At 63.5% G+C, this 15,306-nt stretch carries 6 protein-coding genes; all 6 read right to left on the bottom strand.

Annotated elements, in window-relative coordinates; all coding sequences use genetic code 11:
* Nucleotides 1-345: 345 nt before the first annotated feature.
* The gene (locus tag RPG13_RS17700; RefSeq protein ID WP_337125644.1) at nt 346-8,907 is read right to left on the bottom strand and encodes a GH36-type glycosyl hydrolase domain-containing protein; all 8,562 of its coding nucleotides are present in this window, start codon (nt 8,905-8,907) and stop codon (nt 346-348) included.
* A gap of 246 nt (nt 8,908-9,153) precedes the next feature.
* The gene (locus tag RPG13_RS17695) at nt 9,154-9,741 is read right to left on the bottom strand and encodes a HutD/Ves family protein (RefSeq protein WP_337125643.1); all 588 of its coding nucleotides are present in this window, start codon (nt 9,739-9,741) and stop codon (nt 9,154-9,156) included.
* Nucleotides 9,742-9,749: 8 nt separating this feature from the next.
* Nucleotides 9,750-11,420 (bottom strand): urocanate hydratase, encoded by a 1,671-nt coding sequence (gene hutU / locus RPG13_RS17690; protein WP_337125642.1) that lies wholly within the window; start codon nt 11,418-11,420, stop codon nt 9,750-9,752.
* A 39-nt stretch (nt 11,421-11,459) separates the two neighbouring features.
* Nucleotides 11,460-12,278 carry an N-formylglutamate deformylase gene (hutG, locus tag RPG13_RS17685; protein ID WP_292220778.1) on the bottom strand — a complete coding sequence of 273 codons (819 nt, stop codon included), beginning with the start codon at nt 12,276-12,278 and terminating at the stop codon, nt 11,460-11,462.
* A 220-nt stretch (nt 12,279-12,498) separates the two neighbouring features.
* Complete coding sequence (gene hutH / locus RPG13_RS17680) at nt 12,499-14,034, bottom strand: histidine ammonia-lyase (RefSeq protein WP_337125641.1); 1,536 nt, start codon at nt 14,032-14,034, stop codon at nt 12,499-12,501.
* Complete coding sequence (gene hutI, locus RPG13_RS17675) at nt 14,031-15,266, bottom strand: imidazolonepropionase (RefSeq protein WP_292626175.1); 1,236 nt, start codon at nt 15,264-15,266, stop codon at nt 14,031-14,033. The genes hutH and hutI overlap by 4 nt, the downstream gene beginning before the upstream one ends.
* Nucleotides 15,267-15,306 lie beyond the last annotated feature (40 nt).

Here is a 15,306-nt window from a genome sequence, read left to right as displayed (position 1 = left end):
AAATTGTTATTGTGCACTGCATCATTTTCTGACTCGTACCCGTTGACGTGTCGCGAAACAATGCTCGTGTACCCCTTCAGTTCCCAATTCGCGAACAAAAGATGGCGACGCTGCGAAATCTGTCGTGATCACCTAACAGTTTGAGAAAAAAGGTGAAATGTCAGCCTTACGGCAAAATCATGGCAGGCCGCAAGCACTGCCGCAATTTTAATCAGCAAATGGTTATGTATGAGTTTCTAAAGCCTGCATCGGCTTTTCGGAAAGCTTACGCGCGGTAGAATTGCTAGAACATCCTTAAACAACGCGCGTCCCCAAGATGTGTAAAGACGCTCCAAATCCTTGAAACTACGCCGGTATCCTGACGACCACTTCGGCCTTGTCGCCGGCTTTCGGTTCGAAAGACGAAGCCTTCGTCTTTTTACCATCTATCTCAAGAGAGATGGCTTTGACCTTGGCGTCACGGACAACGCGAACCCTGAGCTCGGCCCCAAGCACCTTGAGGGTTGCCGCATAACCCTCCCAATGGCTGGGGAGTTTCGGCTTGAACTGGATGCGCGCTCCCCTGCGCTCAATGCCGAGGATGCCTTCGACCGCCGCGCGATAAAGCCAGCCGGCCGAGCCGGTATACCAGGTCCAGCCGCCGCGGCCGCCCTTGCCTTGCCCGGCATAGACATCGGCGGCGACCACGTAAGGCTCGACGCGGTAATGCTCGGCAGCGGCCTCGTCGAGCGCGTGGTTGACCGGGTTGAGCATCGAGAAACAACGGTAGGCATCATCGGTGCGCCCCATTTCGGCGAGCGCAATGACGAACCATGACGCCGCATGGGTGTACTGGCCACCGTTTTCACGGACACCCGGCGGGTAGCTCTTGATGTAGCCCGGGTCCTTTTCCGTCTTGGAGAAGGGCGGGGTGAAAAGCTTGACGATCTTGAGCTCGTCGTCGACAAGCATCTTCATCGCCTGCTGCATCGCCGTCGTCGACCGCGCTGGATCGCCCTCGCCCGACAGCACACTCCACGACTGGGCAATCGAGTCGATCTTGCACTCCTGTGAACCGCGCGACCCCAGCGGCGTGCCGTCGTCGAAGCTGCCACGACGATACCATTCACCATCCCAGGCCGTGCTTTCCAGCGCTCGCTTCAGCACGTCGGCGTGTTTTGTCCAGGCTTGCGCGCGCTTGGTGTCGCCTTCCGACTTGGCGACAGGCGCAAAGTCGCCCAGCGTCTTCAGCAGGAACCAGCCCAGCCAGACGCTCTCGCCCTTGCCGTGCTCGCCGACACGGTTCATGCCGTCGTTCCAGTCGCCACCGAGGATCAGCGGCAGTCCGGCGGGGCTGCTGCGCTTGATGGCAAGGTCGAGTGCACGCGCGCAATGATCATAGAGTGAAGCGGTCTTCTTCGATATCTCCGGGGTGAAGAAGGCATCATGCTCGCCTTCTTCCAGCGGCGGCCCGTCGATGAAGGGCAATTGTTCCCTGAGGATCGCGGTGTCGCCGGTCACCAGCAAGTAGCGTGCCGTGGCATGGGCGAGCCAGACCACGTCGTCGGAAATCATAGTGCGGACGCCTGCCTCGGTGCGCGGCAGCCACCAGTGCTGCACATCGCCTTCGGGGAATTGCCGCCGCGCCGCGTTGAGTATCTGGTCGCGCGCCAGTTTCGGATCATGGACAAGCAGGGCCAGCGTGTCCTGCAACTGATCACGGAAGCCAAAGGCGCCGCTCGCCTGGTAAAAGGCGGAGCGGGCGCGGATGCGGCAGGCAAGGCTCTGATAGGGCAGCCAGTGGTTGACCATGGCGTCGAGCGCCTTGTCCGGCGTCTCGACCTGGATGGTGTCGAGAAACCCTCGCCACGTGCGTTCATTGTCAGCCAGCCGCTGATCGAAATCTTTGCTGCTATGGTGCTGCACCAGGGCGCTGGCTTCCTTGGCAGAAGCTGCATCGCCGAGCAGCCAGAGCAGCGTCACGTCGCCGCCGGCAGGGATGTCGATGTCGCGCGCAATTGCAGCACAAGGATCATCGCCGGCCTCGACGCGGCCCGATAGGCTGGCGCCGTTGAGCACGGCATGCGGAAGTTCGCTGGTGCCGTGCCGGCCGATGAACTCACCGCGGTCGGCCGTCACCGAATGAGCCGCGCTGTCGGCGGCCAGGAAGGCGACCCGCTCGCTGAAGTCGAGTCCGTAGGGATTTTGCGCCAGCAACGCGCCGGTCTCAGCATCCCTGGACGGAACGATGGTCGCCGCCGTGCGCGAACGATGGCTGCCAAGGACCCATTCCGCATAGGCATAGACGCGCAGGCGCGCCGGCACCGAACCCGAATTCTGGATTCGCAATCGGGAGATTTTCACCGGATCGACAGGATCGACCACATGGGTAAGATCCATCGACAGCGGCCCGCGCGTCGAACGGAAGGTCGAAAAACCCTGCCCGTGCCATGTTTCGTAGGTCATGGCAGGATCGCGCACCACGGCGGCCAACGGCGAGAACGCCCGGCCGCTGGCATGATCGTAAATATAGATGCCCTCGCCGGGCCGGTTGGTGACCGGGTCGTTCGCCCACGGCGTCAGTTGATAATCGCGGCTGTTTCGGCTCCAGGTGAAGGCAGCGCCTTCAGCCGAAACATGGAAACCGAACGAGGTGTTGGAAATGACGTTGATCCAGGGCTGCGGCGTCGTGAGCCGCCCTGCAAGGCGCACGACATAGTGGCGTCCGTCGCCCTCGAAGCCGCCAAAACCGTTCCACTGGCTGAGCCCGCTGCCGTCGGCACTGCCTTCGATCGAGGCTTGGGCAGCCAACGCCTGCGGGGCCGGCGAAGACGGTTCACGAAGCGCTGCTGCATCCGCTGGTTGCAAGGCGTCCCGCGCTTGCAGCGCAGCGGCCTCGGCGCGCTCGATTTGATCGAAGATGGTGCCGTTGCGCGTGTGCAGGACGACGCGGGCGACGGCGAGCAGCGTCTTGTAGGTCGTCTCGTCCATCAGGTCGCGGCGCACCGCGAAGATGTGCTGGCGGGGTCCAAGCTCCTTGCCGCGCAGGCGGCTGTTTTCGCACAGCGTCTCGACCGCCCGTTGCAGGTCCTGGACGTAGGATGAAGCCTGCTCGTTGACGACGACAAAGTCGATCATCATGCCGCGGGCGCGCATATATTCCTGGAAGCGGAGCGCCTGGGCGACGATCTCGAGGTCGGCGACATCGCCGATCCTGACCAGGAAAATCGGAAAATCGCCGGATATGCTGGTCGGCCACAGGCCGGACTGCTTACCGAGCCCGGAAGCGATCGATTCGGCCGGAAGGCGCAGGAACGGATCAGGATAGATCAGATAGCGCGCCAGATTCTGCACATTGGCGGCATCGGCAAGGCTGAGACCGAGATGACGGGTCTGCACCTGCGAGCGGGTCCAGGCGAGCATCGCCTGGCGGGCGAAGGCTTCCGGATGATCGAGCCGCGCAATGGCGTCTTCGAGTTCGGCGCGGTTGGCGCCAACGGCAGTCCAGAAGGTCAGCGAGATCTTCTTGTTGGCCGGCACGCGCACCTGTCGGCGAAGCGCTGCGACTGGATCCAGCGTGAAGCCAGAATGGCCGCCAAGCTTGGCGCCGGGATCGAAGGCGGCAGCCTCGACAATGGTGCGGCCGCGGCCGATGAAGGCGCGCCGGTCGGTTTCGGCCTCGGCGTCGCGCGTCGACCCAGACGGGTCGGTAACGAAATGCGCCAGGGTGACGTCAGGCTCGTCCGTTTCCCGCTTGCGTCTTGTGGCGAAGATCGCCCCGTTATTCGCAGCGATCTCGGTTTCCACGAACATTTTCGAGAAGGCCGGATGCGCGTTATCGGATGCCTCTGAGCCCAGCACCAGTTCGGCAAAGGAGGTCACCTCGATATGCCGGTCGACCGGGCCGTCATTGTAAAGCGTCACCCGCCGGCCTTCGCCGTTTCCTTCCGAGATGACGATGCATTCGACCTCCGAACGCAGTGATCCCACCGATTTGACAAAGCTCGCCTTGTCATCCGAAAAAAGCGTCTGCACCTCTTCGCCGGTGGCACGCTTCGGCTCGGCGGTGGCCGACCACCAGTCGCCGGTGCCGGCGTCGCGCAGGAAGATATAAGAGCCAAGCCGATCCTCGGTCGGGTCCGGCTGCCAGCGCGTGATCGCAAGCTCGCCCCAGCGGCTATAGCCAGAGCCGGTCGCGGTGACCATGACCGAGTAGCGGCCATTGGACATGACGCTGGTCGAACGCAGCGCCTTGAGCGGGTTGAGCACGATGCGCGTATCGGGGCTCTCGACTTCCGTTTCGTCCTTCGACCGTTCGTCGGCCTCGGTCCTGACGGTGGCGGTCGGGATGTCGCGCGGCGCCCTTTCCTGCAGCAGCAACTCGGCCGACTCGATCACCGGATCGCTGTGGAAGCGATCGCGCAGGCGTCCTTCGAAGATGGCGTCGGCAACGGCGGCGATCGACATGCCGGAATGGTGGGCCATGTAGTTCAGCACGACGACATGATCGGTGCCCTCCGGCACGCGCTGCGGCGTGAAATCGACCGCATCGTAGAAGCCGTGCCGGCCAAGGGCGCCGAGCTGCCTCAGCCTGGCCAGGTTCTGCACCGATTCACGCGGGGTGAACTGCGCCGCCAGCACGGTCGCATAAGGCGCAATCACCGTGTTCTGGCCAAGACCTCGCTTCAGGCCGAGCCCAGGCACGCCGAAATTGGTGTACTGGTAAGTCAGCTCGCGGTCGCGGGCGTTGTAGGCCGCTTCCGAAATCCCCCAGGGCACGTTCTTCGAGCGGCCGTACTGGATCTGGCGCTTGATGATAAGCTTGCTGGTCTGGTTGAGGATCGAGCCTTGCGGCTCCTTCATCACCAGCGGCGGCATCAGATACTCGAACATCGAGCCGGACCAGGACATCAGCGCGCCCTTGAACCCGATCTCGACGATCGGCCGGCCGAGGTGGAACCAGTGCTCGGTCGGCAGATCGCCCTTGGCGATGGCGAACAGGCTGGTCAGCCGCGCCTCGGAAGCCAGGAGGTCGTAGCAGCTTTCGTCGAGCTGATGCTCCTCGACCCGGTAGCCGATCGACAGGAGCTTGCGTTCCTTCCGCATGAGGAAGGAGAAATCCATCTCGAAGGCGAAGCGGCGCGTGCGCTCGCGCAACGAAAGAAGCTTGGCCCGCAAGGCTTCGACGGCATTGTCGTCGCTATGCGCGTCATGAACATGCGCCTCGCAGGTGGCTTCCAGCCTTGCCGCCCAGTCGGCGATGGTGTCGCTCTGTGTCGATGCGGCCTCGGTATGGATGGCGATGGCGAGCTTGCGGATCTCGCCGGCCAGAACGGCCAGGTTGATGGTGCGGATCGATGCCATCTCGGGCTGTGCCTTGATCGATTCGACCGCCCGCCGCATGCCGTCGAGGCGATCGGCGAGCCGTTGGCGCAACGGCCGCAACTGACGGCGGTCGTCAGGCAACTCCGCCAGGCTTTCGTCGAGGATCGTCACCGTATCGAGGATGCCTTCGAAATCGCCCTGAAGGTGGACCGCAGGCGCTTCCGCCCATTCGGCGCAGGCTGCTGCCACCGCCACCAGATGGCCGGCGAGATTGCCGCTATCGACGGCGGAAATGTAGAGCGGATAGAGCGGCTTCAGCGTCGTCGTGTCATACCAGTTGAAGAGATGGCCGCGTTCACGCGGCATGCTCTCGATGGTCGACATCGTGGCGTCGATGCGGGTGGTGGCGTCGGACAGGCTTATCCAGCCGAAATCGCGCGCCGAAATCACCGACAGGAGATAAACCCCGATATTGGTCGGCGAGGTGCGGGGCGCAACGACGGGCGCCGGACTTTCCTGGAAATTGTCGGGCGGCAGATTGTGATGCTCGGCCGTCACGAAAGTCTCGAAATAGTGCCATGTGCGCCGCGCGACCGTGCGCAGCGCATGGATGTCGGCCGCCGATATGCGCAAGCGATCCTCGGTTTCGGCCGAGCGGCTGATCCAGAAGGCGAAGGCCGGCGAGCCGATCCAGAACAGCGCGAAGAAGAAAGCGACGAAAGCTCCGGTGGAATCGGCCAGAACGGGAATTGCAAGGCCGACGACGCCGATAATCACCGCGCCATACATCATGCCGTAGTAGGAGCCGAGATCATTGTCGCCGTTCTTGTGCGCCTGCGAGGCCGTGCGCCATTCGAGCAGGTTCTGCCGACTGACGAACAAGCGGTAGAGCGTGCGAATGATAGCGTCGCCCATCATCCAGGCCAGATGCGCCATCAGCACGATCTTCAGAGCCACCAGGGCGGTGCCGAAGACAACATCGCGTGCCAGTGCCGAGAAATGGCCGCGCGGTGTCTGGTCGCCGCTTTTCGGCAGGATGGCGTGGATGATGTCGAACGTTGGCGCCATGAACAATGTGAGGATCAGCAGCGCCTGCCATTGCGCGGCCTGTGTGAAGGGCAGCAGCGTCCAGCCGGCGATCGCCGCCATCACCCAGAAGATCGGCGTCAGCGAGCGGCGCAGATTGTCGACCATCTTCCAGCGCGACAGCGCCGGCACGCCAGAGCGCGGATCGAGAAGAAAGCCCAGAAGCTGCCAGTCGCCGCGTGCCCAACGATGGTGGCGCGATGCGTCGACCGAATAGCGGGTCGGATAGTCCTCGACCAGTTCGACGTCCGTGACCAGCGCCGCGCGGGCCAATGCCCCTTCGAGCAGATCGTGGCTGAGGATGGTGTTTTCGTCGATGCGGCCCTTCAGCGCCGCTTCGAAGGCGTCGACATGATAGAGGCCCTTGCCGGTGAAGGAGCCGTCGCCGAAGACATCCTGGTAGATGTCCGAGACGGCAAAGACGTAAGGATCGAGGCCGCGATTGGCGGAAAAGACCCGCTGGAAGAAGGATGCGTCGTCGCCGCTGGTCAATGATGCGGTGATGCGCGGCTGCAGGATGGTGTAGCCGGCGGTGACAAGGCGCTTTGTGACATCGAAATGCGGGCGGTTGAGCGGATGGCAAAGCTTGCCAACCAAACTGGCGACGGCATCGCGGGTGGTGCGTGTGTCGGCGTCCAACGTCATCACATGGATGACGTTTTCCGGCAACGGCACATCCAGCGGCAGGAAGGTGGTGTCGCTGTCACCGCGCAGCAGAAGATTCAGTTCGTGCAGCTTGCCGCGCTTGCGTTCCCAGCCCATCCAGGCGCCCTGGGATTCATTGTAGAGCCGCCGGCGGTGCAGGACGTAGAAACGCGGCGCGCCTTCGCTGGGATAGCGGGCGTTCAACCGCGCGATCTCGTCGCGAGCATATTGGAGGATCTCAATATCCGCGGCATCGATTTCGGTCTTCGAGTCCGGCCAGTCAGAAAGCAGAGCGAAATGGATTTCGTCCGCCGTGTTGGCCAGGTGATGCACTTCGATGTTGCGGATGTTTTCCTCGACGTCGTCGCGCGAGCCGATCAGCGACGGCACCACCACCAGCGTGCGCGCCTCGGGCGGCATGCCGCGTCTGTAGTCGTAGCCGACGAGGCGCGTTGGCTTGAGGAACAACGATACGACAGTGTTGAAGAAGGCAAGCGCGCCTTCGCTGGCCGGCACGGCAAACAGCGCCAGCATCAAGGCGATCGACGGCACGGACAGGCCGAGATTGGCAAGGGCATTGCCGGAGACGAGCAGAAGCAGGACGGTCAGCGCGAACACCGGCACGACAATGCCCAACCATCCGGTTTTGCGGAACGCCCGTTTGGTCGTGACGCTGACGGTCGGCCGATAGCCGATCGCCTTTTCCAGTTCCAGCCGGCGCGGGCCGACCAGGAAGAACCCGACGTCGGTGTGAGCGGTCGGACCGGTGCCGGAAGTATCGGCGACAGCGGCGTGGCCGGCAAGTTCGATCGCCTTTTCGGCGACGCGGAATTCGGAACGATCGGAGCGGCGCGCCAATTCCTCGATCGCGGTCCGGTACTGGTCGCGCGAGAAGAAATCGAGCGCGGCGAAATCGGTGCGCTCGCGCAGCAAGGTGTCGATGCGGCTGACGCCTTCGAACCAAACCGTCCAGTCGATATCGTTGATGAGTCTGAGGCCGCGGATGATGTTACCGGTGGTTACATTGCCACCAGACAGCGTGCGATGCTCGCTGATGATGATTTCCTCGGCATCGGAGCCGGACTCTTCAAGCTCGCCCTCCAGCCATTCCAGCGCCCTGCCGGCATTCTGCGACCCGTCGCGCAGGCGGTAGAGCAATTGGGTGGCGAAGGTGGTGTCCTGCGCATGGGCTGCGTAGTTCGACAGGATCGCCTGACGGTCGGCGTTGTCGTCGATCGCCAGCACGCGATCGGCAACCTCGTTGGCAATCTGGCGCATCTGCCGGGTACGATTGACCCGGACCGCGATCCGGCGAAGATTTTCGATCAGAACGAAGCGCAGCAGCGATGGCAGAGCCCAAAGTTCGCCGATTTTCAGCGGCTCGACGGACTGAAAGCCTTCGACGATCGCCTTGAACATGGTCGCCGAGACGGAACTGTCCGAATGCGCGACATAGGTCCAGGCCAGCGCAAGCGCGCGCGGCACGCTGGCGCCGTCGGACAGCTTCAGGGTCGGCAACTGCCGATAGAAACGGCGCGGCAGGTCGCGCTTGACCTGGAAGATGGTTTCCTCGACCAGATAGTTGTTGTCGAGCAGCCATTGCGCCGCCGGCGTGATCGTCTCGCCCCTCGCCTGCGCGGCATTGGTCGAGCGGTAGACTTCGAGGATCTTGCTGGCGCTGTCGCGGACGCGTGGCTGGAAATCGAACGGCTCCAGGCCGAACAGATCCTTGACGTCACCCTTGGCGAGGCTTGTACCCAGCGTGCGCAGGCGCTCTTCCGGCAGGAAATTGGAGCGTATCGGCTCTTCTGTGATGGCCGGGAAGCTCGCGCTCGTCTTTTCCATTTGGGTGGGGTTCGTCTGGATATTCATTGAAAATTCCGTATGGGGGACGCATAGCGGCGTCACCGCCACGGCAATGTCCCTAAAACCGATTCAAATGCAATTGGTTGCATCGAAACACGGGCCGAAAGTTTGTTTTCGCACCACAACTTTCAGACGTTCACCCCTTCGCTCCCGTCGGGACTTGATCGACGGAAGGATTCGGGCTTTTTCGTGATGTGGACTTGAGCTTACGATATATTTCGCCGGTGCTGCGATCATGTTTCGAAACAGGCGTTAATCGTTTGCAGCAACGCGATCGATACGGATCACGAACAGCGTCGCCGTTCGGGCAGGCTCTAGGCGCCGTTTCAGAGCGTCCGGCCTGAGCAACAGCGTGTCGCGCCGTCCGATGCGGACAGGCGCCGCGCCGGCAACCGTGATCTCGCCATCAAAACACAGGATGAGGGTCGCATCGGCCACTGAGTGGATGTCCGTCGGGGCCGAAATCACCACGCGCTCGACAGCGTGGGTCATCCGTCCGCGCCGCGTCATGACATTGAGATCAATGATCGGGCCGGCGATCAGCGCCGCTTGCGTCAGCGCATCGGCCGGAAAGGAAAGCGGGGCGGAAGCCTTGGTCACCGTAGCCGCCGGGTGGCCGGCGATATCAAGGATAATCCCCTCGCCTTCCAGCACGGCCAAGGTTCGATCCACTCCGGCAAACCCGGAGAATGGCCCGCCGCTTTCGACGCGCGCCATGGAGACGCGCCAGTCGAAATCGTCGAGCGCAGCACCTGCGGGCGAGACGGCGATTTCCGTCGTCACCCCGCCGCCATTCTTCCACGGCATAGACCGGTATTCGGCTTCCCGGAGGACGTGCAAGGCGCGGCTCAGCCGAGGATGCCTGGCAGGTTGAGTTGGTGCTCCTTGGCGCAGTCGATGGCGAGGTCATAACCGGCATCGGCGTGGCGCATGACGCCGGTCGCCGGGTCGTTCCACAGCACGCGCTCAAGGCGTTTGGCCGCTTCGCGTGTGCCGTCGGCGACGATGACCATGCCGGCATGTTGCGAAAAGCCCATGCCGACGCCGCCGCCATGATGCAGCGACACCCAGGTTGCGCCGGAGGCGGTGTTGAGCAACGCATTGAGCAGCGGCCAGTCGGATACGGCGTCCGAGCCATCCTTCATCGATTCCGTCTCGCGGTTCGGCGAGGCAACCGAGCCGGAATCGAGATGATCGCGGCCAATGACCACCGGCGCCTTGAGCTCGCCCTTCGCCACCATCTCGTTGAAGGCGAGGCCGAGCCGGTGGCGGTCGCCGAGACCGACCCAGCAGATGCGCGCCGGCAGGCCCTGGAACGCGATGCGCTCGCGCGCCATGTCGAGCCAGTTGTGCAGATGGGTGTTGCCAGGTGTCAGCTCGCGGACCTTGGCATCGGTCTTGTAGATGTCCTCGGGATCGCCTGAGAGGGCTGCCCAGCGGAACGGGCCGATGCCGCGGCAAAACAGCGGTCGGATGTAGGCCGGCACGAAACCCGGGAAGGCAAAAGCGTTCTCGAGCCCTTCCTCCTTCGCCACCTGGCGGATATTGTTGCCATAGTCGAGCGTCGGCACGCCGGCGTTCCAGAACGCCACCATCGCCTCGACATGCTCGCGCATCGAAGCGCGCGCCGCCTTCTCGACCGCCTTCGGGTCGCTGGTGCGCTTCTCGCGCCATTCGGCGAGCGACCAGCACTTGGGTAGATAGCCGTTGAGCGGATCATGCGCCGACGTCTGGTCGGTGACCAAGTCGGGGCGCACGCCGCGCCGCACCAGTTCCGGCACGATGTCGGCGGTGTTGCCGACCAGGCCGACTGATTTCGCCTCGCCGGCCCTGGTCCAGCGCTCGATCTTTTCCAGCGCCTCGTCGAGCGTGTCGGCGCGCTCGTCGACATAGCGGGTGCGCAGCCTGAAATCGATGCGGTCGGGATCGCATTCGATCGCCAGGCAGCAAGCGCCTGCCATGACCGCGGCCAGCGGCTGGGCGCCGCCCATGCCGCCGAGGCCGCCGGTCAGGATCCATTTGCCCCTGAGATTGCCGCCATAATGTTGGCGGCCGGCCTCGACGAAGGTCTCGTAGGTGCCCTGCACGATGCCTTGCGTGCCGATGTAAATCCACGAGCCGGCCGTCATCTGGCCGTACATCATCAGGCCCTTCTTATCGAGCTCGTTAAATTTCTCCCAGGTCGCCCAGTGCGGCACGAGGTTCGAATTGGCGATCAGCACGCGAGGCGCATCGGTGTGCGTCCGAAACACGCCGACCGGCTTGCCGGACTGCACCAGGAGCGTCTCGTCATCTCCAAGCGTCTTCAGAGAGGCGACGATGCGATCGAAATCGTTCCAGGTGCGCGCCGCCCGGCCAATGCCGCCATAGACGACCAGTTCGTTGGGGTTTTCGGCGACGTCGGGATCGAGATTGTTCATCAGCATGCGCAACGGCGCTTCCGTCAGCCATGAGCGGGCGTTGAGCTCGCTGCCGCGCGGGCTGCGGACTTCGCGGATGTTGTGGCGAGGATCGGTCATGGCGTCAGTCCCTTTCGAATGAGATGCGGCGTTGCGCGTTCAGCCGTGTGCCCAGACAATCGCGTTTTCGAGGATCTTTTTCAGCGTGACGCGGATCGGCGCGGCAAAATCGGCATCGTAGGATACCGGCCAATTGTCCGGCGCACCCTTGCCCTCGGGCTCGCGCATATAGCCGCGGTTGGAGAGCTCCATCTGCAGCGCATAAACTCCGTTTTGCGGCTGGCCGAAATGGCGTGTGATCCAGCCGCCCTTGAAGCGGCCATTGATGACAAAGGTCTCGCCGGTTTCGGCTAGGATCTGGCCGACCATCGCCTGCAAGGCCGGGTCGGCGCTTTTGCCGTCATTGGTGCCGAGATTGAACACCGGCAGCGTTCCCTCGAACAGGCGTGGCAGCACCGAGCGGATCGAGTGGCAGTCATAGAGGACGACCTTCTGGTGCAAGGCGCGCAGCCTGTTGATCTCGGCCTGCAAGGCGGCATGGTAAGGCACAAAGTATTTTTCGCGGCGCTCGTCGACCTCCGATGGTCCCGGCTCTTCCCCGGCGCGATAGAGCGGATCGCCATCGAAGGTCTCGGTCGGGCAGAGACCTGTCGTCGCCTGGCCGGGATAGAGTGAGGCGCCCGACGGGTCGCGATTGACGTCGATGACGGTGCGCGAGATGGCGGTGTGGACGATGGTCGCGCCGAGGCTTTCGGCGAAATCATAGAGCTTGTCGATCCACCAGTCGGCGTCGCGGCGGCCGAGCCAGGGCGACACCAGCCGGTTCTCAAGACCGGCGAGATCGATGCCGGTGTGCGGGATCGAGACCAGCAGGGGTGCCGTGCCCTGAGTGACTGTGAGCCAGGAGGATGACGTCATGAGAGATCTCCGCGGGTTGGAGTTCTACGGCGCCCCCCTCTGTCCTGCCGGACATCTCCCCCACTTGGGGGGAGATTGGCAGCTTTGGCGCCCCGCTCAACCCTGCAACCTTGGCGATTGGCGAAAGCCGGTGTGACATCCGATCTCCCCCCAAGTGGGGGAGATGTCCGGCAGGACAGAGAGGGGCGCGAAGGATCGCGACCTATCGAGGTGTGCGCTCTCATGACGCAATTCCCGGCAGCGCCACCTTGCCCGCCGCCTTCACTGCCGCGCCGCTGCGCACCATGGCGATGGCCTTTTCCATGTCGGGGTGAAAATGCCGGTCATTGTCGAGATGCGGCACCTCAGCCCTGACCAGCCTGCGCACTGCCTCGAGTGCTGCGCTCGACGCCAGCGGTGCATGAAAATCGCAGCCTTGCGCGGCGGCCAGCAATTCGATGCCGATGACGGCCGTCGCATTCTCGACCATGCCGATCAGCCGGCGCGCGCCGTGTGCTGCCATCGAGACGTGGTCTTCCTGGTTGGCCGAGGTCGGGATCGAATCGACGCTAGCCGGATAGGCCTTCTGCTTGTTTTCCGAGACGAGTGCTGCCGCCGTCACCTGCGGGATCATGAAGCCGGAATTCAAACCGGGCTTCGGCGTCAGGAAAGCCGGCATGCCCGACAGTGCCGGATCGACCAGCATGGCAATGCGACGTTCCGACAGCGAGCCGATCTCGCAGACGGCGAGCGCGATCATGTCGGCGGCGAAGGCCACCGGCTCGGCGTGGAAATTGCCGCCGGAAAGTGCGGTGTCGTCCTCGGCGAAGATCAGCGGATTGTCGGTGACGCCGTTAGCCTCGGTACCCAGCGTCTCGGCGGCCTGGCGCAGCACGCTGAGCGCCGCGCCCATCACCTGCGGTTGGCACCGCAGGCAATACGGGTCCTGCACGCGTTCGTCGCCGACCCGGTGCGATTCACGAATGGCGCTGCCGGCCATCAAATTGCGCAGCGCCTCTGCCGTCTCGATCTGGCCGCGATGCTTTCTCAAGAGATGGATGCGTGGATCGAATGGGGCGTCGGAACCTTTCGCAGCATCGGTCGACAGCGCGCCGGCAACCAGCGCCGATTGATAGAGAACTTCGGCATCGAACAGGGCGGCCAGCGCATAGGCGGTCGAGAACTGCGTGCCGTTGAGCAGCGCCAGGCCTTCCTTGGCGCCGAGCGTCACCGGCTCCAGTCCGTGCGAGACGAAAGCGACCTTGGCCGGGAAGCGGCCATGCGGGGTGAAACACTCGCCGACGCCGATCATGACAGCCGTCATGTGCGACAGCGGCGCGAGGTCGCCTGAGGCGCCGACCGAGCCTTGCGCCGGCACCACCGGAATGACGTCATTGGCGAGCATCGCCTCCAGCAATTCGATGGTGTGCGGCCGCACGCCGGAGGCGCCCTGCGCCAGGCTGGCCAGCTTCAGCGCCATCATCAGCCGGACGATCGCAACCGGCATCGGCTCGCCGACGCCGGCGGCATGCGACAGCACGATGTTGCGTTGAAGGGTCTCGAGGTCGGCGGCGGGAATGCGGACGCTGGCCAATTTGCCGAAACCAGTGTTGATGCCATACACCGGCTCACCCCTGGCGACGATCCGCGCAACCGCTTCGGCGCTGGCCTTGATCTTCGGTCGGCAGGCAGCGTCTAGCTTCGGCACGGCGCCACGATAGATTTCGCGCCAGTCGGCCAGGGTTGTGTTGCCCGGCTTGAGTTTGAGTTGGCTCATTGTCCTCTCCAGATGCGGGCATGCAGCGGGTTGAAGCCCATGCGGTAGACGAGCTCGGCCGGGCGCCCAATATCCCAGATCGCCAGGTCGGCCGATTTTCCGACCTCCAGCGTGCCGGTTTGTCCGAGAAGTCCGAGCGCGCGGGCGGCCTCACGGGTGACACCGGCCAGGCATTCGTCGACGGTCAGGCCAAATAAAGTCGCCGCCATGTTCATGGTCAGCAGCAGCGAAGTCAGTGGCGAGGTGCCGGGATTGCAATCGGTGGCGACCGCCATCCTGACGCCGTGCTGGCGAAACAGACCGATCGGCGGCTTCTTGGTCTCACGTATGAAATAATAGGCGCCGGGCAGGATCGTCGCCACGGTTCCTACCTTCGCCATCGCCGCCGCACCCGCGTCGTCGGTGTATTCGAGGTGGTCGGCCGACAGGGCGCCATAGCGTGCCGCGAGTTCGGCGCCGTGCAGATTGGAAAGCTGGTCGGCATGGAGCTTGACCGGCAGGCCTGCTGCTTTCGCCGCGTCGAACACGCGAGAAATCTGCTCGGGCGAAAAGGCGATGCCTTCGCAAAAGCCGTCGACGGCATCGGCAAAGCCCTCAGCAGCGACCGCCGGCAAAATCTCCTTTGCGACCAGATCGATAAAAGCTTCCTTGTCGCCTTTCGCTTCGGGCGGCAGGGCATGGGCGCCGAGGAAGCTCGTCCTCACCGTTACCGGACGATGTTCGCCCAGGAGCCGCGCGGCGCGCAGCGATTTCTTCTCGTTTTCGAGATCGAGGCCATAGCCCGATTTGATTTCGATGGTGGTGACGCCTTCGGCGATCAGCGCATCGAGGCGCGGCAGCGACTGGGCGACCAGCTCGTCCTCCCTGGCAGCGCGCAGCGCCCTGACCGACGAGACGATGCCGCCGCCTGCCTTGGCGACCTCTTCATATGTAGCGCCGGCCAGCCGCATCTCGAATTCGTTGGCGCGGTTGCCGGCATGGACCAGATGGGTGTGGCAGTCGATCAGGCCGGGCGTGATCCAGCGGCCTTCGCAATCGACAATCTCGGCGCCTTGGAAAAGTGCTGCCGGCATGTCGGCCTCCGGGCCGGCATAGACGATCAGGCCATCGCGTGCTGCGATCGCGCCGTGTTCGACGATGCCCAGTCCGGTAGCACTTTCAACCATGGTCGCCAGACGCGCATTGCGCCAGAGGCGAACCTCCCCTGCCCGGCTTTTGCTCTCTCCAGCCATGATCTTTTCCGTTTCAATCGATGGCGATTATGTATATACA

Source organism: Mesorhizobium sp. ISC15 (assembly GCF_037162615.1).
Classification (GTDB): Bacteria; Pseudomonadota; Alphaproteobacteria; order Rhizobiales; family Rhizobiaceae; genus Mesorhizobium; species Mesorhizobium mediterraneum.
Note: the sequence above shows the minus strand (reverse complement) of the source record. Positions and strands in the feature narration are given on the sequence as shown.